The following is a 24,732-nucleotide window of genomic DNA, read 5'->3' on the forward strand; positions in this document are numbered from 1 at the left end:
CCTACGGCAGGAGCGACCGACCACGTGTCCACATTGCTGAAATAAGATTTCGAGATCAAACGCGGTAAATGCACGCGACGGCCTTGACTGAATCGCACGCTTCGGATCTCGACGCAGAACCAAACCGGTTCCGCAAAGTAGCTTCGTCGCACGAATTGATTGATGACCGCAGGACCAGCACGGCAAAGCTATCGGCAATAGTCTAGCGAGAGAAAAAAGTCGCGTAGGTAGGACCTCGCGCTACAACGAGAAGTGTTTCGTTGCGGCGGTTGCCCCGAGTCGATCCTACCCACGCGGGAGACAGTTCAGGTAAAAATTGCCTGAGCAAATGTGATTAGCACGTCAACGCAGCCGGTTCGGCCAACGCCTTTTGTTGCAGATCGTTGGCCAACTTTTCAGGGTTCAGTGGCTTTGGATACCAACCGTTGACACCTGCAGGACCGATCGGCACGTCAAGTTCATCAGGGTCGCAGCCACTAACGGCAAAGACCATCATGTTCTGGGTTAACGGAGTCGATCTTAATTGATGGATGGTCCATGCCCCGTCGTATTCCGGCATGATCATGTCCAACAGGATCACATCGGGAGTCGCACCGGCTAGCAACCGATCCATTGCTACGGCACCGCTTTCGGCCGTTTCCACGTCCATCTTTTTCAGTCGTAGGTAACCTGCCAGCAACTTCATCTCGTTCCAGTTGTCATCAATGATCATCACGCTCTTTGCGCCGCTGATGTCAACGTCTGGCTTTGGGCCTCGGGTTTCCAACTCACCTCGAAGCACGGGGATTTCAGGTGGTGCTTTGATTCCGACTCTGACCTTGGATGGCCCAGGTCTCAAAATACGAACTTCAATTCCAGTCCCAGGGAAACAAATCGATTCGTCGTTCTTGCGAGAGATAACGAGCATGGCGATTCCTCCTCACGCCTGTTGCACCAAGTTCGCGGCATGGCAACATGATTGGCCGCACGAACACGTTAGGTGCATAAATGGATGTCACTGCCCCAATGACAACATTGGTTGGCACTAGGTACCTCCGTCGTTTCCGCGTGACATCCAGTCGCCGATAAGAGTCGGCAAGAATCAACTTCTTCGCAGAACATCCACATACTATCGGCACTCCCCCGATTGGGCAAGCTCAATTATCCCAGAATTTATCAGCTTGCGTTTTTTGATCATGAGCATGCTGAAAACGCTGCCTTTTAAGCCTGCTTCAAAGTCAACATTCGTTGCTTCTTTGACCGCCATCGCCCAAGCATTTAGCTTCCTATTGCCCTTCGCACAACCAACTGCATACGGCGCTGCCCTATCCGTCAAACTCGATGTCGATGAAAGCTAGATCGCTAGCTCACGCTACTCCGATCGCGAAGTCTTCTGGAGAGTCCTTTGCAAAGATATCGCACCGGCCAACCCAAAGCGAATTTGCGACGAATGAGACCAAGTTTGATTGCGAAATTACGGCGCAGATCGCGAAAGTCGCCGTAGATGATCACGTCGAAAGTACAGGTTTTATATAACTAGAATCGACAGTGCCCGTGGAAATGGTCGAGACGTTGTAATGTGCTGTACGTTTAAATCCGACTTTTGCTTGCACGGAGTGTTGTTTTGGGTATCCCCTAATTCAACATTCATGACAATAAGCAACTCCATTGGGCGCTTTCAACACAACCAATGATGCGCACACGGCGCAACGGATAAGGACGTGGTTTCAAAACACGTCGATCATGGGCACGACGAAATCTACAACTTCGCTTCAATCACAAAAAATGTCGGATAAAAACGAAAGCCCCAACCTTGTCGTCGGAATCGGTGCTTCCGCGGGCGGGCTCGCTCCGATCCAAGAGTTTTTCGATCACATGCCAGCCGATACCGGAATGGCATTCGTCGTCGTGCAGCACCTCTCGCCTGACTTTAAAAGCTTGATGGACGAGTTGCTTGCTCGTCATACCAAGATGGCGATCCACAAAGTTGTCGATCGTATCGAAGTCGACCCAAACTCGATTTACCTGATTCCTCCAGAAAAGAACATGGCTCTATCGGAAGGCAAGCTGTTGCTAACCGATCAAGACCAGGACCGCGGACTGAACCTTCCCATCGATATCTTCTTTCGCTCATTAGCTACCGATGCGGGTGATCGTGCGGTGGCGGTGGTGATGTCAGGGACTGGCAGCGACGGCTCGCGCGGCGTTAGTGACGTTCGACATGCGGGCGGCATCGTGATCGCGCAAAGCCCAGAATCGGCTGGCTTTGACGGGATGCCTCAAGCGACGATTCGGTCCGGTGCGGTCGATGCCATTTGTGCGCCGCCAGAAATGGCTGAACGCATTGTTCAGTACTGCAAGAATCGCAATCGCGAACAACTTGCTACCATCAATGAGCACGCACCTCCGACAAGTGACTCCGGGATCTTTAGCATCCTCAGGATGTATCGCCTGCATAACGGCGTCGACTTTGCACTTTATAAACCGGCCACGATTACCCGTCGTATCGAACGGCGGATGCAGATGGGCGGGTTCATCGATATTGGCGGATACGCAAGCTTCCTCGAAGACAATCAGCACGAGTTCGATTTACTGTTTCGTGATCTGCTGGTCGAAGTAACGCAGTTTTTCCGTGACCCGAGCGCATTTGAAAAACTACGCCAGGAGTTTATCCCAAAGCTTGTCGCCAATGCCCCGCCCAGCGAGGACATGCGAGCCTGGGTTCCCGGATGCGCAACCGGTGAAGAAGCCTACTCGCTTGCCTTGCTCTTCGCCGAAGCGATCGAAAAATCGGGTCGCCACGACATCGACTTTAAAGTCTTCGCTACCGATGTTCACCGAACATCGCTGGAAACGGCCAGCATGGCGGTTTATCCGGTACATGCACTGGACCAAGTCCCTCCCGAGCTGGCGTTGAAATACTTCACACGCAACAACGGCTTGTGCCATATCAAGCGTGAAATCCGCCAGCGTGTGATCTTTGCGGCGAACGATATCACGAGCGATCCGCCGTTTACTCGCATCGACTTGATCAGTTGCCGAAATGTCCTGATCTACCTGGAAGCCCGCGTCCAACATCGAGTCCTATCGATGTTCCACTTTGGACTGCGAATCGGTGGCGTCCTGTTCCTGGGCCCCAGCGAAACGGTCGGCGATTTGGCACCCGAGTTCGAAACGCTGGACCGTCACTGGAGAATCTACAGCAAAAAACGTGACGTTCGCTTGCCCGACGCGATGCGAATCACATCGACCCCGGCATTGCAAAGTGTGATCCCGGACAAGAACCCGATGTTTGTCGCATCGGCACCCAAAAGCGACCGACAAGCCTGGTTAACGTCCGCCTATGAAGAACTGCTAGCGAAGTACGTTCCGCCAAGTTTTTTAATCAATGATTTCGGAGAACTGGTCCATACCTTTGGCGACGCCAGAAAGCTACTCGTTCAGCCGGAAGGGCGTCCCACACTGGACGCCATCAAACTGCTTTCAGGTGAACTTCGCACCGCCGTCAGCGCCGGTGTCTTGCGTGCCAAGCAGGATGACCAGCCGATCGTCTTCAATGGGATTCATCATCAAATCGATGGTGAAAACGAAGCCACCTATCGCGTCACGATCGAACCTTATCGCAAGGCAACTCAGAACCTTTATCTGATTTCGGTCGAACCGACAGAACAACACAGCGTTGCGGAACTCGGCCTCAAACAAATCGATGCGTCTGAATTTGCAAACGAGCGGATCACCCAACTTGAACGCGAACTCGGATACACCCGCGAAACACTTCAGGCCACCGTCGAAGAACTCGAATCCAGCAACGAAGAACTGCAAGCGACCAATGAAGAATTGATCGCCTCGAACGAAGAATTGCAAAGCACGAACGAGGAACTCCATAGCGTTAACGAAGAGCTATACACGGTAAACGCCGAGCACAAGCAAAAGATCGAAGAACTGACGCAGATGACCAGTGACATGGACAATCTGCTCAAAAGCACCGACATCGGCACAATCTTCTTGGACAAAGAGTTCAAGATTCGAATGTTTACACCAGCGATTTCGGCCGCGTTCAATGTGCTCGACCAAGATATCGGACGCCCGATCGAACACATCGCCTACAAGCTGGACAGTCCCAACCTGATCGCCGATGCGGAAGAGGTTTTGGAAAGCCAACTGGCGAAAGAGGTCGAAGTCCAAAACGGCGACGGGCGAGTCTTCTTGCAACGCATGCAGCCCTATCGTGATGAATCCGGCAAGGTCGAAGGCATCGTTCTAACCACGACCGAAATCACCGCGATTAAAGAAGCCGAACGTGCCAAGCAAACGATGCTGACGCTGGCGCAGATAAATGAAGAGCTTCCTGATTTTGCCTATGCGGTCTCACACGATTTGGAAGTTCCGCTACGCCACATCCAGCAATACGCACAGATCCTGGAGAAGCAAGCCGGCGATAGCACCTCTGAAGAGATTTTTAAATCAGTTCGTGTGATCAATGAAAGCACTTCAACGCTGCGAAACATGATCGACGCGTTGCTTGCCTATTCAAGGATCAACACACGCGGCGGCGCGATGCGTCAAGTCGAACTAGACGAAGTCGTTTCCGACGCGACACACAGCCTGGCATCGACGCTGCAATATCACGACGCAACAATTGACATCGGCGAAATGCCCATCGTCTCAGGTGATCCAGATCAATTGCAAACTCTGTTCTTTCACCTATTCGATAACGCGATCAAATATCGCAGCAAAGACGCTCCGGTCATCAAGGTCGAAGCGACGACCGAAGGACGCTTCGCACATATCTCGGTCATCGACAACGGAATCGGGATCGCTCCGAAACACTTTGACCGCGTCTTTTCGATGTTCAAGCGACTGGGGTTTGAGCACAACGTCCCAGGCATCGGTGCAGGGCTGGCATTGTGCAAACGCATCATCGTTCGACACGGGGGAAAAATCTGGATCGAACCCAACCGCGGCCACGGGACCATTGTCAAGTTTTCGTTGTACCTTGCTAACACCGATCAAGGCGATGAAGCATGAACAAGCCGACCAACAACAATCGCGCTAAATCGATCATCGCGATCGGCGCCTCCGCTGGCGGTCTTCGCTCACTGGAGGCCCTGTTTGACCGACTGGATGCCGACACTGGCTGCGCGATCGTTGTCGTTGTCCATTTATCTCCAGGCTTTAAAAGCTTGATGGATGAGATTTTAGCCAGGCACACCGACACGCCCATCGTCAACATTGCTGACGGGATGCCTGTCGAGCCAAACACGATCTATTTAAACAACGCTGCCAAGGAAACACGGATCGAACAAAGTCACTTTGTGCTAAGTGACGCCGACACCGAAAAAGTCCCCAAACCCATCGACCATTTCTTTAGCTCTGCGGCGCAAGTTTACGGAAAGCATTGCATTGGCGTCATCTTGTCAGGAACCGGATCCGACGGTTCGATCGGAGTGCAAAAAATCAGCGCCGCGGGTGGCGTGACAGTTGTCGAATCACCCGAGTCAGCGGAATTCAACGGTATGCCCACGAATGCGTTGTCGACCGGCGAAGTCGATTTCTCGCTGCCGCGGGAACAGATCCCTGAACTCTTGATGAGATTTGCCCGTGATCCCGATTCCATCCACGAAAGTGAACCGGAGGTCGAATCTCATCCACATTCCGATATGGAAACCATTTTTTCGATGTTGTGCGAACGCCACGGGATTGATTTTGCGGACTACAAATCCGGAACGATCGACCGACGCATCAGTCGCCGCCTGATTAGCAATGGTGTCGAATCGCTTGCTGACTACGCAAAGACGATTCAAGACAACCCAGAGGAATTGGACGCACTGTATTTTGATCTGCTAATCGGCGTGACCAAGTTCTTTCGCGACGAAGAGGCATTCTCCGTCCTGGAACATGAACTGACAGAACAGATCAAAAAGTATGACGAACATAAAGAGTTGCGCATCTGGGTGGCAGGCTGTGCCACCGGCGAAGAGGCATACAGTGTCGCGATGGTCGTGACCGAAGCGTTTGAAGCGGTCGGTCGTAACCCCAAGTTCAAAATCCTCGCGACCGACATCCACGATCGCGCATTGAAATTCGCGGCCAAAGGGGTTTATCCGCAAGAAGCGATCAACCATCTTCGCCCTGAACAGCAAGAACGTTTCTTCAACAAGGTCGACTCGGATCTCAGGTGCATTGACACCCACCTCCGCAGGCATGTTATCTTCACGCGGCACGATGTCATCAAAGACCCGCCGTTCTCAAAAATTGACCTGATCGCTTGCCGCAACATGTTGATCTATCTGGAGAAAGATGCTCAACAATCGGTGTTCCAATCGTTCCACTTCGCCTTGGAGTCCGGCGGCATTTTGATGCTCGGTCCGAGCGAAGTTCCTAGCTCACTCGAATCTGAATTTCAAACGATTGACCCGACGTGGCGGCTGTATCGCAAGCTTGGCAACCTGCCGAGGTTCCTCCCTGCTCAACTGAAAAACTACCCCGGCAAAAAAGTCTTCTCCTCTCGATTGATCGAACTGGTCAACCGAAGCACGTCCGGACAAACAAGTTTCAGCACTCTGTTGGATGCCTACGATTCGCTGCTTGGTGTTTACGTCAACAGTGGTCTTTTGGTCGACGAAAGCCGAAACGTCATTCATGTCTTTGGCGATGCCCATCATTATCTCCGTTCCTATAAGGGGCGACCGAGCGGAAGGGTTAGCCAACTGTTGCCTGATGGCGTCCGAGGCAGCATCGGCGCCGCAATGGTTCGGGCAGCCGAGTCCGGCAAGCAAATCTTGCTACGCGAATTGAGCTTTCCTCAAAAGAACGGCGACCCAGAAAATGTCGACGTTATCATCCGCGCGATTCCCAAGACTCCAAATAGCAACCTGTTCCTTTGGTTCATCGAGTTCGTCGAAGGCGGCGAGCATACACATCCCGGATTTGAAGAACTGCTGCCCTCCCGCACCGGTGTGGAACACGACGCACTGCGTTCAGAACTTGAATACACCAAGGAAACGTTGAACGCGACGATCGAGGAATTGGAAGCCAGCAATGAACAGCTGCAGTCAACCAACCAAGAATTGATCGCCAGCAATGAAGAATTGCAGTCAACCAACGAAGAACTACAGAGCGTCAACGAGGAACTTTACTCGGTCAATTCGGAAAACCAGCGTCAGATCACCCAACTGCAGGTCGTCACCGATGACTTGAACAACCTGCTGGGCCTATCGGATATCGGTACGATTTTCCTGGACCAGGATCTCTGCATTAGAAAGTTCACGCCGTTGGCGACGAAGTACTTCCGATTGATGAGCCACGATATCGGACGCCCAATCGACAACTTTACCCATTCACTTCCAATCCCTGACTTAGGGAAACTAATGATGTCGGTCCGCGACACCGGAGAGGCAGTCGTTCGGAAGTTTAATGACAGAGACAACAATCAGGTCATTTTAAAATTGATGGTCTACGAAACGTCGGCCAAACAACGAGGTGTCTTGATCAACATCATTGACACCAGTGCGTTCGAAGCCAGCGAACAGCAGCCTGATGAATCTGATTGATTTCTTCGCATCGCTATCGTGGACAACGGTCACTTCGGTACTGTTTGTCGGAATCGAAATGATCGCGATCGCATCCGCGGTCCATGCGATCTGGTATGTCCGATCCACTCAAGCCGCGATCGCTTGGGTCGTCGGCTTGATCTCGTTACCGATGGTCAGCATCCCGCTCTACTGGGTCTTTGGCAGGTACAGATTCCAAGGCTACCGTGAATCGATCCGTGAGGTCGGACTCAAACACAAACGAAGTGTCGCCGCAATCAATCATGAGCTTCGCACTGCACCCGGTGCCCGCTCGACCGACCAGCGAACACCCCTTGAAGCTTTAGCGGACGTTCTCGACACACCGATCGCCGAAGGCACCGATGCGGAACTTTTGATTAACGGTAAAGCCTTTTATGAAGGGCTGGTCGAACAGGTCCGATCTGCAAAACGCTACGTCTATCTCGAGTTTTATATCATCCGAGATGACGAGATCGGTCGCCAATTGGCCGACGCGATGATCGACCGTGTCCAGCGTGGCGTAACCGTTCGCTTGCTTTACGACAACATCGGCAGCATCGGACTTTCCCGTCGATACATCCAACGTCTGACCGATGCGGGTGTCGTGGTTCATCCGTTCGATACGCAGACGATGCTGAGCACACGATTCCAAATCAACTTTCGCAACCACCGAAAGATTGTGGTGATCGATGGACACACATCGATTGTCGGTGGTTTCAATGTCGGAAACGAGTACACCGGCAACGCCGGATGGACCGACCATTGGCGCGACACCGCTGTGCTGCTCCGCGGCCCGATCACTCGAAAGGTCCAAGCGGTGTTCGCAGGTGATTACTACTGGGCGGTTCGCCAGGACCTTCCAGAAGCCCACTGGAAACCGACCAAACCTGTTGAAGCTGCGCCCGATCCCCCCGCCCCCGATCACTCAGCGACACCACAGGCCGGTGTAACTTCACCACAAGCCCGTGCAGCGATCTGTGCGACCGGACCGGCGGATGATCACCCCAGGGCGACGATGATGTTCTCCACGCTCGCCTCGTCCGCACGCGAGCGACTATGGATCACGACACCGTACCTGGTCCCGGATGAAACGACTCTGGTCAGTCTGCTGATGGCAAGGGCACGCGGTGTCGATGTCCGAATCTTGATTCCCTCGATCGCCGATCACTACAGCGTCTTTTTCGCGGGCTTTTACTACGAACGTGAACTGCTTGATGCTGGCATCCGTGTCGGCCGTTACCGCGAAGGGCTAATGCACCAAAAGTGCTGGCTGGTTGATAATCAGCTGGCAGTCGTCGGTTCGACCAATTTCGACAATCGCTCGCTGCACTTAAATTTCGAGATCATGGCAGCGGTCGAGGACAGGGCATTCGTTTCCGAAGTCGAAAAGATGCTTGCCGAAGACTTCGCAGATGCAACATGGGCCGAACCGACCGATCCGGCAAGTCATCCCTGGCGCACGCGCATCGGACGGGTCGTGGCCCGGCTGTTTAGCCCGATCCTCTGATCACAGAAGCATCGTGTTGATCAACCAGTGTCGATCTACCCAGCCAGAATGCCAGCAGGTGCGCAAATAAAAACGGCCGAGTGATCTGCACCCGGCCGTTTCATCAATTCGTTGCTAGACGGTTCGCTTGCGAATTATTCTGCCGGCGTTTCGCCCAGGATCAGGATTCGCCCAGCCGATGCCGGCGAAGCAGATTGATAGGTGAAACCAGCCTTCAATGCTTGACTGATTCGCATCGCCGTTTCACTGAGGTGAGCACGCGAGTACGCGTCCATCTTCTTCTCACAGGTCTTCAACCGTTCTTCGATCTCTGACTGCAAGTCGATCAGTTCGATGCGAGCCAAATCGGTAATCGGCTTGTAAGCTGCGGTGTTGTCGTTCTTTTCCAACAGCAAGTCGATCAATCGCTGAACGTGTTCCTTCTGCAAGTTACGTCGCAGCGACGAGATCATCGGTTCGCGATTGTTGCGTCCTTCGGGGCACTCGCTGCCGATTTCAGTCCAGGCCGCTTTGCTGATCGTGTCCAGCAATTCTGGCAACGTCAACGCATCGGTTTCCACGGGCAAACGCAGCTCGTTGTCATAGACACGACGAAGGGTTGTGGGGCTCATCAGCCATGTCAGCGCTGAAGACTGCATGCCCAGAACGCGATCGTGAACCGGCCAAGTGGCTTCGCCGCTGGAACCGAAATGTCCGCTCCCGTCGAGCCAACGTTCAGAGGTCATTCGTTCGAGCAACTTTGGCGTCAGGCCAAACGCTTCGTCCTTGAATGTGTTTTCGATCACGAAATTCAATGCCGCGCGTTGCTGCTCGGCAGGCACGACTTGGATTGGCGATCGGTCGCCGGGATCACCCTTCTTGTCACGATTGACAAACGCACCGCCGATCCAGTTGGACATCATGCTGGCTGCACGAGTTTGCAACGAAAGTGTTAGTTCGTAACCGCGTCGAGCCTTGGCCCACGGATCACCGTCTTTGACGAACTTTTCCAGGATGCGTGTGCGATACAGCTTGACCAACCGCATTTGTTCCTGAGCGTAGTCGAGCGGATCTTTGGCAAAGTCATAACGACGGGCCAAGGGGTCAGGACCGCTGGTGTCTTCGTCGGTCGCGTACTGCAACTCGGGTTCGACACAACGCTTCAGAATCTCAGGAAGCTTTTTGTCATCGAACGAGTAGCCGTATTCGATCGCCCAGTAGTCATAGGGACCGATGTCGATCATCGCGTAGTCACCTTGGACCGAACCGCTTTCATAACGGAAGTTGATCGGCGTGTAGTCCATCACTGACGCGGTGAAAGTCTTCTTTCCTTTGACGTCTTCGCTGTTGATTTCGTCCAAAGTGAACAGCGAAGAACCTTTGAAGTTGTGACGCAGACCGAGCGTGTGTCCGACTTCGTGTGCGACCAGGTCAGCCAAGAGTGGACCGATGAACCAATCGGGCATGCCGTCGAGCATGTCAGAATCGTCTTCGGGTTCATCTTTCTTTTCCTCTTTGTCGCTTTCGGCGGTCTTGTCTTCAGCGTCGTCTTCTTTGACTTCGTCTTTCTTCTCGTCGTCCTTTTTAGCTTCCGCCTTGTCGTCTTCCTTTTCGGCGTCTTCTGAATCTTCTTTGGCTTCTTCCTTGTCGTCCTTCTTGTCCTCGTCGACAGCTGGCTTTTCATCCAGCATCGCGAGTGCCCAATCCATACGGGCGATCGCGAGATCCAACGAACGAGCACCGGCGGCCATGCATAGGCCGTTCTTTTGGCTGATGTGGCCGATAAGCCCGTCGTATTCGTCGTCACCGATCATCGAAGCGTCTGCCGAAGCCAACGCGTATCCGGCGTATGGCAAACGAGCTTGCTTGGCGATTTTTTCACGAACCTGAGCAACGTTCGAGGGCGAGATCATACGAACACGTGGATCCCACGAAGGGTGATCGGCAAGCCAAGCCAAGGTTTCGGGGCTTGCCCCTTCCATCGCCAGCTTGGGCATCAAGTCGTCATAGTTGAAATTGAAGTGACGGATCCAGCCGTCGGTCAAAATGATGTCCGCGTCTAGGATTTCGCCCGTCATCGGGTGAACTCGACTAGGACCGATGGCCGTACCGATATCGTTGTTCAACCAGCGAACAAAGTTGTAGCGAATGTCCTCGGGATCTTTTTCCATGTGAGATCCGCTTTCGGCATCCTGATAGCGAACTTCGATCGCGTCGACGATGCCGACCTTTTCGAACGCCTTGTTCCAATAGTCGATACCGGCTTTGATCCAGCGTCGATAACGAACCGGCGTGGTGTGTTCGACATAGAAAATGATTGGATCCTTCGGCGGGCTCAGTTTCAGCTTGGGATCGCGCTTTTGCAAATTCCAACGGTTGATATAGCGGATGCGTGTCTCGTCGTCGGTGTATTTGCTGAGGTCGGTATAGGTGGTGGTGAAATAGCCAATTCGCTGATCTGCGGTGCGAGGTTTGAACCCACTGCTGGGGCTAGGAACTTCGCTAAAGCTGTAGTGCAGTGTTTGGAAACGGTTCGACGCACCGACGATTTCGACGGCGACCTCGACGTTCGATGGAAACACTTTGACCGATTCGATTGACGTGATCCGCGAGTTCGAAACGCGAACGCTGCGGCCGAAAAAGGTTCCAGCGTTGTTGACCAGCAACGAATCCAGGTCGATCACCGGACCGCCGGTGGGGCCTTTGGCAAGAATCGGGATATCCAGCAGCACTTGATCGGTGAACAAGCGTTTGACGGATGCTTTCGATTCGGCGTCACCTGTGGCGCGGATCGACAGGTTGGGTGCGATCAAAGCGAGACGATTGTTGTACTCTCGCCATTTAACGACCAAGTCACCCGATTGAAGCCCCGCATACGTATCACCGCTGCTTAGCGTCAGCGCGATAAAGTAGCTTTTGGAGGCGAAATTCTTGGGCAATTCGGCCAGCAGCTGAGCGTCTTTTTGCCGTTGCCAAACGTTGAAGAACCCTTTGCGGTTCTGTTGATCCGACACGGCGACGGCTTCGTACTCTTCAGAAACCTTGTCAAACGGTGGCAGGTCGGCTGCGCCGGCGCGTTCGATCGCGCCGACTGAAGAAAACAGCACAGCGATTGCAGCAACGCAGTTTTTCATTCGAGAAACTCGAGAATCGGGTAGAAACGGTAACGATGGAAGCGTAGGTCACGCTTTACGTCCAATGGCGGCCATCCCCAGCGCTCTGGCAAGCCAGTTTTCGCATTAGCCAGCATTAAATGAAGCCAGCACAAGCGTCTGCCAGTTAGCCCCTGGTGAATCAGCAAAGTAAATTGGCAAGACACGCCAACATTCGCTCGGGCGTCCGCCCGCCGGTGCCTAACCGGCATAAACGTCCAATTTCAATTGATTAATTGTATCCTCACATTTGGCGTGATGTGGACTTTTTAACAAACCTTCGAAAGCCAGCTTTTGCTCTCGGGGCGATCGAGACCACTCGATTTCGATCACGGGTAAAGATCAGCCTTTGTCAGCTTTCACAGTGACCGATCCATACCACCCATCTTTCTGTATCGCTGACCGTTTGGGCGTGAAAGAAGACGCCACGGAAGAAGATGCCTGGACCGGACCGTGCGTCGTTCTTTCTGGAAGTCGCGACAGCCTTCTTTAGGCCGAACGCCCACCGTCTGTCGCAATCCAGCCGCCGGATGGCCGCAGTTGCTTGGCTGCAAGGATTGACGGTTTTTCGTTCGGCATCAACAATCGGTGCTTCGCGCGACTACCCCGCCGATAATTCCCCTTTAAACAAACTTGGCAAATGAATCTGCTTCAGCAACAAGACCCCCAGATTTGGGACGCAATCCAAGACGAAGCCCGTCGCCAACGCGAAGGTTTGGAACTGATCGCCAGCGAAAACTACACCAGCTACGCCGTCATGCAGGCAGCCGGTAGCGTGCTGACGAACAAATACGCCGAAGGCTATCCGGGCCGACGCTACTACGGCGGCTGCGAATATGTTGACGTGATCGAGCAGCTGGCGATCGACCGAGCCAAGGAATTGTTTGGGGCCGAGGTGGCAAATGTTCAGCCTCATAGCGGGTCACAAGCCAACGCCGCCGTCTATCTGTCTTGCCTGAAGCCCGGCGATACCGTCCTCGGTTTGGACCTCGCCCAAGGGGGACACCTCACACACGGCATGAAGTTGAACATCAGCGGCCAGCTGTACAACTTTATCTCCTACGGGGTCACCAAAGACACTCACCGGCTGGACTTCGACCAAATCGCTTCGCTGGCTCGTGAGCACAAGCCGAAGCTGATCGTCGCTGGCGCAAGCGCGTACCCCCGCGAAATCCCACACGACAAGTTTGCCGAAATCGCAAACGAAGTCGGTGCCAAACTGATGGTCGACATGGCCCACTATGCGGGCTTGGTCGCTGCAAAGCTGCACAACTCGCCCGTTCCCGTTGCTGACTACGTCACCACGACGACCCACAAGACGCTTCGCGGCCCACGCGGCGGGATGATCTTGTGCAAAGAAGAACACGCCAAGCTGATCAACCGCAATGTGTTCCCAGGAACGCAAGGTGGCCCATTGATGCATGTGATCGCTGGCAAAGCCGTCTGCTTCGGCGAAGCTTTGACCGACGATTACAAAGCCTACGCGCAACAGGTCATCGACAACGCGAAAGTTTTGGCCGAAACACTTTCTGCTGCCGGACTACCGCTGGTCAGTGGTGGCACCGACAATCACCTGATGCTGGTCGATGTGACCGCGTTGGGCCTCGGCGGAAAAGCGGCCGAATCGATCCTGGACGAGTGTGGCATCACCGTCAACATGAACATGATCCCGTTTGACACTCGCAAACCGATGGACCCATCGGGTATCCGAATCGGGACCCCGGCCCTGACATCTCGTGGTATGGGAACCGACGAAATGAAACGCGTCGGCAACTGGATCCACAGCGCGTTGTCGTCGCCCGAAGATAGCGAAGCCCATGCTCGCATCCGCAGCGAAATCAACACGATGTGCGAAAGCTTCCCAGTTCCCGCCGACCGTGGTGCCGCTTGCGAAGCCTAGTCTGACCGCAAGGCTTCGCTGACAATGATGAAGTCAACCGCATTCGCTGCGGTGCTGACTTCATCGAACGGGACGATCGCGCTACGGACCTTCGGCGCATCGTCCAGACCGAAACACTGGCGATCGGTCATCCTCGCCAGTGTTTAACGACCGCGTTTTAAATCGGCGATGCCCGCCGAATGAGAACCCGGCCGAACGATCTGTGTAGATCTTTGCCAATCAATCCCAACGCTCCAGCTCGTCATCCATGTCCCAATCGGAATCAGCCTCAGCCACCACGCATCGAATCTTGATCGCTGACGACAACTTGGCGAACCGTGAGCTGCTGGAAGCCTATCTTGCGGGAATCGACTGCGAGATCGAAACATCGGTCGATGGCCAAGACACGCTGGACAAAGTCGAATCATTCAACCCCGACCTTGTCTTGCTTGATGTGATGATGCCCAAGCTAAGCGGATTCGAAGTCTGCAAGCAGATCAAAGACAACCCGGACACATCGCGAGTGATGATTCTGATGGTCACCGCACTGAATGAACTCGGTGATGTCGAACGGGCTGTCGCTGCTGGAACCGATGACTTTCTTACAAAGCCGGTTCAGAAGATGCACTTGCTGAAGCGAGTCGAAAACATGCTGAAACTGAAAGGCGTCAGCGATGAACTAGAACGCTTGCGAAAGTACATTCAAATGATCGAAGACGCTGATCGGAACTGACCCGACCGAGCGAATCGCTCAACGTCCCTTCAAATGTGCGACGCGTCTCCGATCGCATCTCCGATCGCTTCGCAGCGTCTCCGTTTGCTTCGCTGCGCCCCCAATGCGTTTGCCATGAGCCCTACAATGGGTTGGCAGCTGGCGATTTCGGATCTGCCGCATGCGGATCGATTCCGCATCAGCACAAACGTCAGCGACTGCCACGATTTGACCTGGCGCCGAACTCAATAGGCGGCACAGTTTTACGATTTGATACGAGGCAAGTTTCGATGGGATTACTTTCAGGCATCATGGGCTCGGCTTCGGAAGCCAAGCTGGACAAGGTCGAAAAGCTAGTCGATTCGATCATCGTCGAAGGCGAAACCATCGAACAAGGGTACCAGCTGATTCGTGATATGATCGTGCTGACCAATAAGCGAATCCTGGTGATCGATCGCCAAGGTGTCACGGGCCGCAAGACAGAATTCTTGTCGATCCCCTATCGCAGCATCGTTCGATATTCGATCGAAACGGCCGGCACGTTTGACATGGATGCTGACCTAAAGCTGTGGCTCTCCAGCACTGCGGAACCGATGTGTTTCGATTTCCGCAAGTCCGGCCACGTCGCCGACATCGTCAAGATTTTGACCAAGCACATCTGCGGATAATCGCCCGACGCAAAATGCGATCCAGACACATGCCTCAAATGACCGTCGTGCGTGTTCTGAGATTGCGGCGATTGCGTTGGCACTAGCGTAAATGGGTCGCCGCGATGCGATTCACATTCGGTGTGGCCAAGGCGTCCAAAATTAACGGCGCCGAACCGGAGGTCGCCTCGACCATCATCGGTGCGCTCGTACCGTTGGCCATCGCCGCAACACAGTTGTTGCGTCCTTTGCGTTTCGCTTCAAACAAGCATGAATCAGCCGCCTCGAACAACTCTTCAAAGCTGTTGTGCTGACCTTGGTTGACCCAACAGATCCCCATGCTGACGGTGACACAAAGTTCGTAGTCCTCGTAGCTAACACGCAGATCTTGGATCGACGAGCGCAGACGCTCTCCGACCCGCATCGTTTGCTCGAAGTCGCAATTGCTAACCAGCAGCACAAACTCCTCGCCGCCGAAGCGATAGACGTGGTCCGCCTTGCGCAAGTTCCGTTTTAAACAGCAGCCGACCTCGCGTAGTACGCAGTCGCCGGCACTGTGCCCGAAGGTATCGTTGAAAGATTTGAAATGATCGATATCCGCGATCATCAATCCGAACGACTGTGAATTTTGCAGGTAGGTTCGTGATGCGTCCTGTACTTCGTTGTCAAACGCCGTTCGGTTTTTCAACTGCGTCAACGCATCGATCCATGCCAACTGGCGCAGCTCATCATGCTGCTGCGACATTTCGCGGATTGTCCGTTCCATGTTCATCGATATTTCGACCATCGAACGTTTCGCTCGAGTCTCAAGCTCACGCAGCGATTCGAACGCGATGGTTTCGAAGTTGAACAGTGATTCGTAGTTGCGCCAGTCTTCTAATATCCCGTCAAAGATTTTGTCGAACTGAGATTCCGATAGCGAAAAGATCGCGCAGACTTCTTTTCGAACGTCAACGACATCGCGTAAGTCGGTATCACGCGCTAGCATGACCCGAGCTAGCTTTTCGGCGCATCCATAGATACAGCGTGGCTGGTCGAGATGAAACCTTCGCTCTTCGAGAGTCTTGACCATGGTTTCTGGAAAATTCCAGTGGTCAAGCAGACAGGCTCCCAGTTCATAACGGTCAGTTCCGCTGATATCGCGTTCGATTCGGACCGACAACTCAGTCAGCAAATACTTCTTTGTAAATCGTTGCTCGTAGGCATCTGAGAAACAGATCCCCAGCCCCATGACCCCGATGTTGTAGACCAGCCCCATCAGGAAGCTTTCGTCCTCGTCACCTCCACAGACAATTGCCAATCGCTTTGCGGCGATCGCCATCCCCAGTGAATGTCGCCAGAACTCCTCGTACGGAAAACCTGCGGCTCCCCTCGCATCCATCAACGAGAAGGAAAGCGAAAGCATCCGAACGGTCCGAATCCCCATCAGTGTCACGGCTTGGTGCAAGCTGGATATCTTGCGATTTGCCATCACCATCGGTGAATTGCAGTAATCGATCAGCTTTGCCGCTAGCGCAGGATCAGCGCTGATGACTTGGGCGATCTCGTCAATCTTGACGTCCGGCTGCCCGGCCAAGAGCAAAAGCTCCGCCGCGACGGTCGGCGGCGAAGGCATCTCTTGGCTTTCGATAATCTTCGCAAGTTCTGGCTTCATCGTCCCAGGCGTATCGAGTTTGGCAGTGGTGATGCTGGTAATTCGGTTCAGGGGTGACGCAATCGCGGCACGACGACCCGCTCCGCCAAACTGTGCGTTGCGATTTCAGGTCTGTGACAATTCACCCCGGTTGATGAGGGAATACCTGCGAAGCTGGTTTCCCCTTTTGGAAAACCATAGGTTGCCAAAAAGCGAAGCTGCACAGCAAAAAGCTAACAATTGGGCAGACACCTCGGCATTGGCGAAAACTGCCTCGGACGATCCCCAAAACGCCCCTCGCATCGGACAACCGGCACACCAGGGGCTTCTCCGATCCCCGGAATGCGGTGCCACTGACGCCCCCTCCTCCTCAGACCTTTGATGCGTGGGGCAGCCGCAGGTGCTGCAGTGGTCCCAGCGGCGGATCGCTTCCATCCGTTTCGTCGGACGGGCAATACCGTTAAGCTGATTTGAAATTGAAGACGGTATTGGTTGGACGATCACCCAGTCGCTTCTCCAGTCTTGGCTTACGAACCGCAGAGCCAGCCTGGCGGCGTTCGGGATTGACTCGCAACCATAGTCTTCTCTGAAAACGCTCTGTCCGACCGGCCGCCGGCCAGTCCCTTACCGTTGGAACGATGATGAACGGAAAATCGCTCGCGACCTTCGCACTTGCCCTCTCAATGACGTTGACGATGTCGATCGAAACTACCGGTGATGAAGGCATGTACCTGTTCAATGACCTGCCGGTCAAAGAACTGAAATCGAAATATGACTTTGAACCGACCGAACAGTGGGCAGACGAACTCCGACTGTCTTCGGTCCGTTTCAATAGCGGTGGATCTGGATCGTTTATCTCCAGCGACGGTCTAGTGTTAACCAATCATCACGTTGCCAGCGACACACTTCACAAGCTCAGTTCGCCGAATCGCAACCTAATCGATGACGGCTTTCTGGCGAAGTCACTTGACGAAGAACTGCAAGCACCTGACTTGGAATTGAACCAACTTGTATCAATCCAAGACGTTACCGCGCGAGTTAACGACGCGGTCGAAAAGGATGTCGCGCCAGGTGTCGCCGCCAAACAACGTCGAGGCATCATCGCGACGATCGAGAAAGAGTCCCTCGACAAGACCGGTTTGCGAAGCGACGTTGTTACCCTATTCGGCGGCGCGGCGTATCACCTTTACCGCTACAAAAAGTACACGGATGTTCGTTTGGTCTGGGCTCCTGAGACCGCTGCCGCTTTCTTTGGTGGCGACGCAGACAACTTCGAATACCCGCGGTACTGCATGGATGCCACGATCATGCGTGTCTATGAAGACGGCAAGCCTGCTCAACTGGAGCACTTCTTGCGATGGAATGAAAACGGAGTCGACGAAGGGGATTTGGTATTCGTCAGCGGCAACCCCGGACGGACCCAACGGATCTTCACCGTCGCAGCACTAAAGTATCTGCGTGATCATCGTATGCCTTATGTGCTGGACTTCTTGCGCCGTAAAGAAATCTTGATGCAGCAGTTCGGACTTGCCGGCGTCGAAGCGACTCGCCGCGCACGTGACGAATTGTTTGGAATTCAGAATGGACGAAAGGCTTACACCGGGATGCTGGCCGGCCTGCAAGATCCGAAAACGATCGCGACCAAGCAACAGCGTGAAGACAAGCTGATCGCGGCCATTAAGTCCGACCCGGAACTCGCAGGTACCGAAACCGCTTTCGACGAGATCGCAGAAATCCAAATCGAAAAAGCGAAACTGCTCGGCCAATCCTTTAGCTTCCGATCACGACTGTTCGACTTAGCATTGACCGTTGTCCTACGAGCGGCCGAAGACGAAAAGCCCAACGGACAGCGACTGCGAGAGTTCACCGAATCCGGCCGAGAATCTCTTGTCCAAGATCTTCTAAGCGAAGCTCCGATCTATGACGACTTGGAAAAGGTCAAACTTGCCGACGAACTTTCACGGTTCGTCGAATACCGTGGTGCCGACGACGAGTTGGTCGAAAAAGTCTTGCAAGGCAAAAGCCCTCGCGAACGTGCGGCCGAACTGGTCGACGGAACCGAGTTATCCGAAGTCGCCAATCGCAAAACGTTTCTTGACGGCGACCTGCAAACGATTCAATCGTCCGACGACCCGATGATTCAATTGGCGGTTCTGTTGGAAAACGATTATCGCGAGCTTCGCACGACCAACGAAGAATTGGATGAACGCGAGCGGCAAGCGTACGCGAAACTGACGCAAGCGGTCAGCAAACTTCAAGGTGACTCCGGTTACCCCGATGCGACGTTTACGCTTCGACTCGCCTACGGCCAAGTGAAGAGCTACGTCCAAGATGGCCAAGAGATCAAACCGACGACGGACTTTGCCGGTGCGTTCGAACACGAATCTTCGCATGAAGGGCAGACCGATTTCGACCTGCCCCAATCGTGGAACGACGCCGAAGGAAAGCTTGACCTGTCGACCCAGCTAAACTTCGTTTGCACGGCTGACATTATCGGCGGCAATAGCGGATCACCTGTCGTTGATCGCGACGGTCAGTTGGTCGGATTGATCTTTGACGGTAACATTCAAAGTCTTACTAGCGATTACCTCTACACTGACCAACAGGCACGAGCGGTTAGCGTTTCCGGCGTTGGGATTTTGCAAGCCCTTCGCAAAATCTACGGAGCGGAAAAACTGGCTGACTCGATCGGGAAATGAGCTTCAAGCCGTCTAGTCCTCCACTGAAACCGAACGATTCGTCTGGCTCCCAAAAGTCCCCGGCGAATCCCAGCAAGGAATCGAAGGCGGCGAAGTCTTCTGATCGTTTGCCTTCCCAAACGCAGTCTGAAGACAGCGACAGCGGTGATCGTCAATCCGACCCCGGATCGACGAATCTTGACCCGGCGACGATATCGATCGAGAACGCGATGCATATCGATCGGTTCCGGCTCGCTCGGCAAAAGAAACGGCTCGACAAAGCGGTCTTTCAACAGCGGCTCAGTGATTCGGTTGCACGGCGACAACGGCGTGAGGCCTACCAGCCGAAGCTAGACTATCCCGCCGAACTTCCGATCTCTCAGTACCGCGAAGAAATCGTCGAGACGATCCGGTCACGGCAAGTGATTGTGGTTAGCGGTGAAACCGGCAGCGGTAAGAGCACGCAGCTTCCCAAGTTTTGCCTAGAAGCAGGACTTGGTCGTCAGGCGATGATCGGGCACACCCAGCCACGTCGATTGGCAGCACGAAGTATCGCAACCCGACTAGGCGAGGAGCTGGAATGTCGGCTCGGTGATCAGGTCGGGTACCAGGTTCGATTCGGTGATCAGACCGGTCCCGATACGATGATCAAGCTGATGACCGATGGGATCTTGCTGGCCGAAACCGGCAATGATCGCTTCCTTGACCAGTACGACGCGATCATTATTGACGAAGCTCACGAGCGTTCGTTGAACATCGACTTCTTACTTGCCTACCTGCGTCGACTTCAATCGAAACGTCCCGATCTAAAGATCATTATCACATCGGCAACCATTGATGCCGAACGGTTCGCCGAACATTTTGCCGATGAACAAGGCCCCGCTCCGATCCTAAACGTCGAAGGACGGGGCTATCCGGTTGAGCTACGTTATCTGCCTTGGGAAGACGCGACCGGGGATGAAAATCGCGGCTATGACTTGCCAACTCATGTCATCGCGGCGATCAAGAACCTATCTCGTAGCGGCAACGGCGACACGCTGGTTTTTCTGCCGACAGAACGTGACATCCGGCTGGTATCGCATCGTGTCGCCGGTCACTACAAACGAATGGGTCTAGAAGGCCGTGTCGAAGTATTGCCGCTGTACGCACGACTTCCGCAAAAAGACCAACAACGGATTTTCCACCCGACGGGCGGAAAACAGCGGCTGATCTTTGCGACCAATGTCGCAGAAAGCTCACTCACCGTTCCCGGAATCCGTTATGTCATCGACAGCGGTACCGCTCGGATCAGTCGCTACAGCCCGCGAAGTAAGCTACAGCGATTGCCGATCGAACCGGTCAGTCGTGCAAGCGCCGACCAGCGTGCCGGTCGGTGCGGTCGTGTCGGGCCAGGCATTTGCGTGCGTTTATATTCGGCCGAAGATTACGAATCGCGTGATGAGTTCACGACGCCGGAAATCAAGCGAACCAACCTTGCCTCCGTCGTGCTTAAAAGCAAAACGTTGGGCCTGGGATCGCTTGAAGCCTTGCCGTTGCTTGAAGTCCCACGTGACGAATCGATCCGCGAAGGCATTCAGACATTGATCGAATTGAATGCCATCGACGACCGGCACGAATTGACCGAGATCGGCAAAGCTCTTGGTCAAATGCCTGTCGATCCTCGCATCGGACGCATCATCTTGGCAGCTGACGAGTTCGGCGTGCTCGGTGAAGTCTTGCCGATCGCTGCCGCTTTGGAAATCGCTGACCCTCGCGTCCGCCCGCCAGAAAAGCAACAAGCCGCCGATGAAGCCCATCGCCAATTTCAAGACACCGAAAGCGACTTCCTTTCACTGCTGCGACTCTGGCGGTTCTACGAACAAGCTCGCGCCGACTATTCACGCAGTAAGCTGACTCGTGAACTGACCAAGCGATTCCTGTCGCCGACACGGATGCGTGAATGGTCCGATACCTATCGTCAACTCCGTGAGATCGCGACAACCAAACACAGTGCGGCAAAGAAAATTAACTCCGTCAGATATTCTGAAAACGAAGATCGCACGCTTGATAAAGATGTCTACGCGAACGTCCATCAGGCCTTGCTATCCGGTTTCTTAAGCGGAGTCGCGATGGCAGGTGAAAAAAACGTTTACATCGGACCGCGAAATCTAAAGCTGTACCTCTGGCCGGGAAGCGGTGTTTTCGAATCCAAACCTAAATGGATCGTCGCCGCCGAATTGGTCGAAACGGCAAAGCAGTATGCCCGGACGGTCGCACGGATTTCGCCCAACTGGATCGAATCGGTTGGCAGCCATCTGCTGAAGTCATCCTATTCCGATCCACACTGGAGCGACAAAGCCAGCGGCGCGTTCTGCTATCAGCGACAATCGCTGTTTGGTTTGCCAATCGTTGTCAAACGCCGCGTCCCGCTACCACCGATCGATCCGTCAACCGCACAGGAACTGTTGATCAGTCACGGCCTGGTGCAGAACAAATTGGTGACCAATGCCAGATTCGTTCGCCAAAATCGCGAACTGAGAAACGCCTTCGAGGAACTTGCCGCGAAAACCAGACGGCGTGACTTAGTCGTCGATGAATATGTCGTCACACGTTTCTACCAAGAGCGTTTGCCTGACGAAGTGATCGATCGAGGACGCCTAGAAAAGTTTGCCAAGAACCATCCCGTTCCGGATTGGGGCAATCATCCTTTCGATGCGGCAAAGCTTTCCAATTGGCTTGCAAACCCACCCCAAGTCGATACCGAAATCGCTTCCTGTTATATGCAACCGGGCGACTTGATCGAGATCGAAGTCGATCAAATCAGTGATGAACAATTCCCCAATCAATTGAACGTTGGTGGAAGCGAACTGCCGCTACGATACCGCTATGAACCGGGTGCTCAGGACGATGGTGTTAGCCTTAAAGTCCACCGGGCGGCCTTGTCACAAATCAGCGATGATCGATTGGGTTGGCTCGTCCCCGGTTTGCTGCATCAAAAGATCATCGCGATGATCAAATCTTTGCCCAAACGCATTCGCCGAAATCTGGTTCCCGCCGCCGATGTTGCCAAGCAGATTTGCGATGAACTGATGCCTCTGTATGGCGAAGTTCCTTTCATGCAGGCCGCCTGTGACGCGATGGGCCGTCATGCAGAAATGCGAATCAGCGCAGATGACTTCCAACAGGAGAAGCTCGAAGACCATTTGAGCTTCCTTGTGCAAGTCGTTGATGATGATGGTGAAACGATCGTGCAAGGACGAGGGATCGATCCGCTACGCGACAAGCTTGCGATCGATTTTCCGGAAGCGAACGCAAAGGCCGACTCATCGCAAACCGTTGGCGAACAGGAACTAAGTTCCGGCCAAGCGATGAAGTCCTTCGATCTGGACCACCTCGACAAACAAGTCATCCGTGAACGCGGTGGCGTCAAGGTGGCGCAGTTCCCGGCTTTGGTTGATCAGGGTGACCACGTCATTGTCGAACTGTTCCCGGACCAAGGATCTGCAGACGCCGCGCTGCAGCAGGGCCTGACACGCCTTTACGCGATCACCGAAAAGAAAGAACTGCGCCGTCAGGTGCGTTGGCTTCCTGAGCTTGATCAGGTCAAGATTCAACTTTCGGGGCTGCGGATTGGCAACGAAATCGAATCGCTATTAATGGACCTGATCGCACGGATTGCCTTCGTCGAAAAACAACCGCTCGTGCGAAGCCAAGAAGAGTTTGAACGCAGACGCGTCGACCGCGGTGAACGCATCGCTGTCGCGGTTCAAGAGATGGCGAAATGGCTCACGTCGCTCGCGGGTGCTTACCTGACTCTGCGTGGCGAAGTCGAAGATTTCCCCAGCAAGCAATTTCCAGCCGCCCATCAAGATGTTCGGTCACAAATCGACTGGCTGCTCTACCCTCAGTTCCTGTCGGTGACACCATGGCAATGGTTGCAACATTACCCCAGATATCTATCGGCGATTTCATATCGAATCGATAAACTGCGGAGTGGAGCAGGGAAGCGTGATGCGGAGGCTACCGAAACTGTCGACAAGCTTTGGACGCATTGGACACAAAGCCTGCCTGAACATTTGGCAACTTCCCAACAACAGGCTTCGACCGAGTTCCGTTGGATGATTGAGGAGCTTCGAGTCAGCCTGTACGCACAACCACTTGGGACTTCGGTTAAGGTTTCACCAACCCGCTGCGAGAAGCTACTTTCGACAAAGTGACCGCGACACTTAGAAAACCCGCGACGGCTGCCGATTGCTTGACCGGGAAATTAGATGGCGAGATACGGTCAAAAACCGAAATTAAGAGCTATTAACCTCCTTTATCGGTCGACAACGGAGTAGAATACATCAGTGCGGCGAGTTTGTGCAGCAACTGCCAATGTTGCATGATGTTGTGGCAGATTCGCAACACGGAGTTGTACACGCACCACATCGATTGAAGTCTCGGAAGATTTTAAGGAACAATTTCACAGGATTTTTCACCCCAAAAACCACCATTTGGCGTCTCTAGGTAAGTCGCAGAAGCGAGTGAAGCTGCGAATTTGGCACATCACTTGCTGAGCACGGAAGACAGAATGGTTTTGCTAACAAGACGAACCACCGACAGGTTTGGCGCGTCTAACAGGAACAAACCAAGGCTGGCCAGCAACCCCGCAAGCCGCCGCCACTAGTGAACGGACTCACGACCCAAACTTACGCCACCTGCCGGAGGGTTTACCCGATGCAAGCTTCCAGCAACGAAAACAATTTGTCGAACAACAGCGGCTCATTGGACACGATTCGTGCCGTTGAGGATTGGACCGTAATGTCGGCGTTGCTTACGGAACAGTGTCGTGACGACTACGCCACTTGGCTGGACGATGAATTGCGGGCGATGGAGCAAGAACTTGATCGCTTTGCCAGCGACCACTCTCGCTATTCAGGCCGTCGCTAAATCCCACAGGCCTGGCCGCGAAGCACCGACGACTTATTGCACGTATACTTCGCGGCCTAGCTCATCTTTGGTGATACTAGAACACACGCTCGCTTGATTCCG

The 24,732-nt window shown here is 53.8% G+C and carries 13 protein-coding genes; 9 read left to right on the forward strand and 4 right to left on the reverse strand.

Features of this window, described 5'->3' with window-relative positions; translation table 11 throughout:
- Window positions 1-334: 334 nt before the first annotated feature.
- Complete coding sequence (locus LOC67_RS07190) at window positions 335-907, reverse strand: response regulator (protein WP_230261853.1); 573 nt, start codon at window positions 905-907, stop codon at window positions 335-337.
- A gap of 857 nt (window positions 908-1,764) precedes the next feature.
- Between LOC67_RS07190 and LOC67_RS07195 the strand changes: the two genes are divergently transcribed.
- From LOC67_RS07195 to cls, 3 genes are read left to right on the forward strand one after another with little or no spacing between them, the layout of a single operon-like run.
- The gene (locus tag LOC67_RS07195; protein ID WP_230261854.1) at window positions 1,765-5,007 is read left to right on the forward strand and encodes a chemotaxis protein CheB; all 3,243 of its coding nucleotides are present in this window, start codon (window positions 1,765-1,767) and stop codon (window positions 5,005-5,007) included.
- Window positions 5,004-7,532 (forward strand): CheR family methyltransferase, encoded by a 2,529-nt coding sequence (locus tag LOC67_RS07200; protein ID WP_230261855.1) that lies wholly within the window; start codon window positions 5,004-5,006, stop codon window positions 7,530-7,532. Before LOC67_RS07195 ends, LOC67_RS07200 begins: the two co-directional genes overlap by 4 nt.
- The gene (gene cls, locus LOC67_RS07205; protein ID WP_230261856.1) at window positions 7,519-9,039 is read left to right on the forward strand and encodes a cardiolipin synthase; all 1,521 of its coding nucleotides are present in this window, start codon (window positions 7,519-7,521) and stop codon (window positions 9,037-9,039) included. The genes LOC67_RS07200 and cls overlap by 14 nt, the downstream gene beginning before the upstream one ends.
- Window positions 9,040-9,173: 134 nt before the next feature.
- On the opposite strand, the gene LOC67_RS07210 is transcribed toward cls, so the two are convergent.
- A complete protein-coding gene (locus LOC67_RS07210) occupies window positions 9,174-12,152 on the reverse strand; it encodes a zinc-dependent metalloprotease (RefSeq protein ID WP_230261857.1) in 2,979 nt (992 codons plus the stop codon).
- Window positions 12,153-12,810: 658 nt separating this feature from the next.
- Here LOC67_RS07210 and glyA point away from each other — a divergent pair.
- Complete coding sequence (gene glyA, locus LOC67_RS07215; RefSeq protein ID WP_230261858.1) at window positions 12,811-14,070, forward strand: serine hydroxymethyltransferase; 1,260 nt, start codon at window positions 12,811-12,813, stop codon at window positions 14,068-14,070.
- Here glyA and LOC67_RS27285 read toward each other — a convergent pair.
- Window positions 14,067-14,201 (reverse strand): hypothetical protein, encoded by a 135-nt coding sequence (locus LOC67_RS27285; RefSeq protein ID WP_261366793.1) that lies wholly within the window; start codon window positions 14,199-14,201, stop codon window positions 14,067-14,069. The two genes, glyA and LOC67_RS27285, sit on opposite strands and share 4 nt — an antisense overlap.
- A gap of 116 nt (window positions 14,202-14,317) precedes the next feature.
- Here LOC67_RS27285 and LOC67_RS07220 point away from each other — a divergent pair, with 116 nt between their 5' ends.
- Window positions 14,318-14,782 (forward strand): response regulator, encoded by a 465-nt coding sequence (locus LOC67_RS07220; protein ID WP_230261859.1) that lies wholly within the window; start codon window positions 14,318-14,320, stop codon window positions 14,780-14,782.
- A gap of 269 nt (window positions 14,783-15,051) precedes the next feature.
- Entirely contained in the window at window positions 15,052-15,429 is a 378-nt protein-coding gene (locus LOC67_RS07225) for a PH domain-containing protein (RefSeq protein WP_230261860.1), read from the forward strand.
- 82 nt (window positions 15,430-15,511) lie between these two features.
- Here LOC67_RS07225 and LOC67_RS07230 read toward each other — a convergent pair whose 3' ends face one another.
- The gene (locus LOC67_RS07230) at window positions 15,512-17,062 is read right to left on the reverse strand and encodes a GGDEF domain-containing protein (RefSeq protein WP_230261861.1); all 1,551 of its coding nucleotides are present in this window, start codon (window positions 17,060-17,062) and stop codon (window positions 15,512-15,514) included.
- A gap of 617 nt (window positions 17,063-17,679) precedes the next feature.
- Here LOC67_RS07230 and LOC67_RS07235 point away from each other — a divergent pair.
- From LOC67_RS07235 to LOC67_RS07245, 3 genes are all read left to right on the forward strand, one after another.
- On the forward strand, window positions 17,680-19,740 hold the full coding sequence (locus LOC67_RS07235) for a S46 family peptidase (RefSeq protein WP_230261862.1): 2,061 nt from the start codon (window positions 17,680-17,682) through the stop codon (window positions 19,738-19,740).
- Entirely contained in the window at window positions 19,737-23,915 is a 4,179-nt protein-coding gene (hrpA, locus tag LOC67_RS07240; protein ID WP_230261863.1) for an ATP-dependent RNA helicase HrpA, read from the forward strand. Before LOC67_RS07235 ends, hrpA begins: the two co-directional genes overlap by 4 nt.
- Before the next feature lie 502 nt (window positions 23,916-24,417).
- On the forward strand, window positions 24,418-24,630 hold the full coding sequence (locus LOC67_RS07245; RefSeq protein ID WP_230261864.1) for a hypothetical protein: 213 nt from the start codon (window positions 24,418-24,420) through the stop codon (window positions 24,628-24,630).
- Window positions 24,631-24,732: the final 102 nt, after the last annotated feature.

The sequence above is a fragment of the Stieleria sp. JC731 genome (assembly GCF_020966635.1).
GTDB lineage: Bacteria > Planctomycetota > Planctomycetia > Pirellulales > Pirellulaceae > Stieleria.

Bases quoted from the DNA above. Each gene is read 5' to 3' on its own strand.
- LOC67_RS07190 (WP_230261853.1), bottom strand. From the start codon at position 907: ATGCTCGTTATCTCTCGCAAGAACGACGAATCGATTTGTTTCCCTGGG.
- LOC67_RS07195 (WP_230261854.1), top strand. From the start codon at position 1,765: ATGTCGGATAAAAACGAAAGCCCCAACCTTGTCGTCGGAATCGGTGCT.
- LOC67_RS07200 (WP_230261855.1), top strand. From the start codon at position 5,004: ATGAACAAGCCGACCAACAACAATCGCGCTAAATCGATCATCGCGATC.
- cls (WP_230261856.1), top strand. From the start codon at position 7,519: ATGAATCTGATTGATTTCTTCGCATCGCTATCGTGGACAACGGTCACT.
- LOC67_RS07210 (WP_230261857.1), bottom strand. From the start codon at position 12,152: ATGAAAAACTGCGTTGCTGCAATCGCTGTGCTGTTTTCTTCAGTCGGC.
- glyA (WP_230261858.1), top strand. From the start codon at position 12,811: ATGAATCTGCTTCAGCAACAAGACCCCCAGATTTGGGACGCAATCCAA.
- LOC67_RS27285 (WP_261366793.1), bottom strand. From the start codon at position 14,201: ATGACCGATCGCCAGTGTTTCGGTCTGGACGATGCGCCGAAGGTCCGT.
- LOC67_RS07220 (WP_230261859.1), top strand. From the start codon at position 14,318: ATGTCCCAATCGGAATCAGCCTCAGCCACCACGCATCGAATCTTGATC.
- LOC67_RS07225 (WP_230261860.1), top strand. From the start codon at position 15,052: ATGGGATTACTTTCAGGCATCATGGGCTCGGCTTCGGAAGCCAAGCTG.
- LOC67_RS07230 (WP_230261861.1), bottom strand. From the start codon at position 17,062: ATGAAGCCAGAACTTGCGAAGATTATCGAAAGCCAAGAGATGCCTTCG.
- LOC67_RS07235 (WP_230261862.1), top strand. From the start codon at position 17,680: ATGATGAACGGAAAATCGCTCGCGACCTTCGCACTTGCCCTCTCAATG.
- hrpA (WP_230261863.1), top strand. From the start codon at position 19,737: ATGAGCTTCAAGCCGTCTAGTCCTCCACTGAAACCGAACGATTCGTCT.
- LOC67_RS07245 (WP_230261864.1), top strand. From the start codon at position 24,418: ATGCAAGCTTCCAGCAACGAAAACAATTTGTCGAACAACAGCGGCTCA.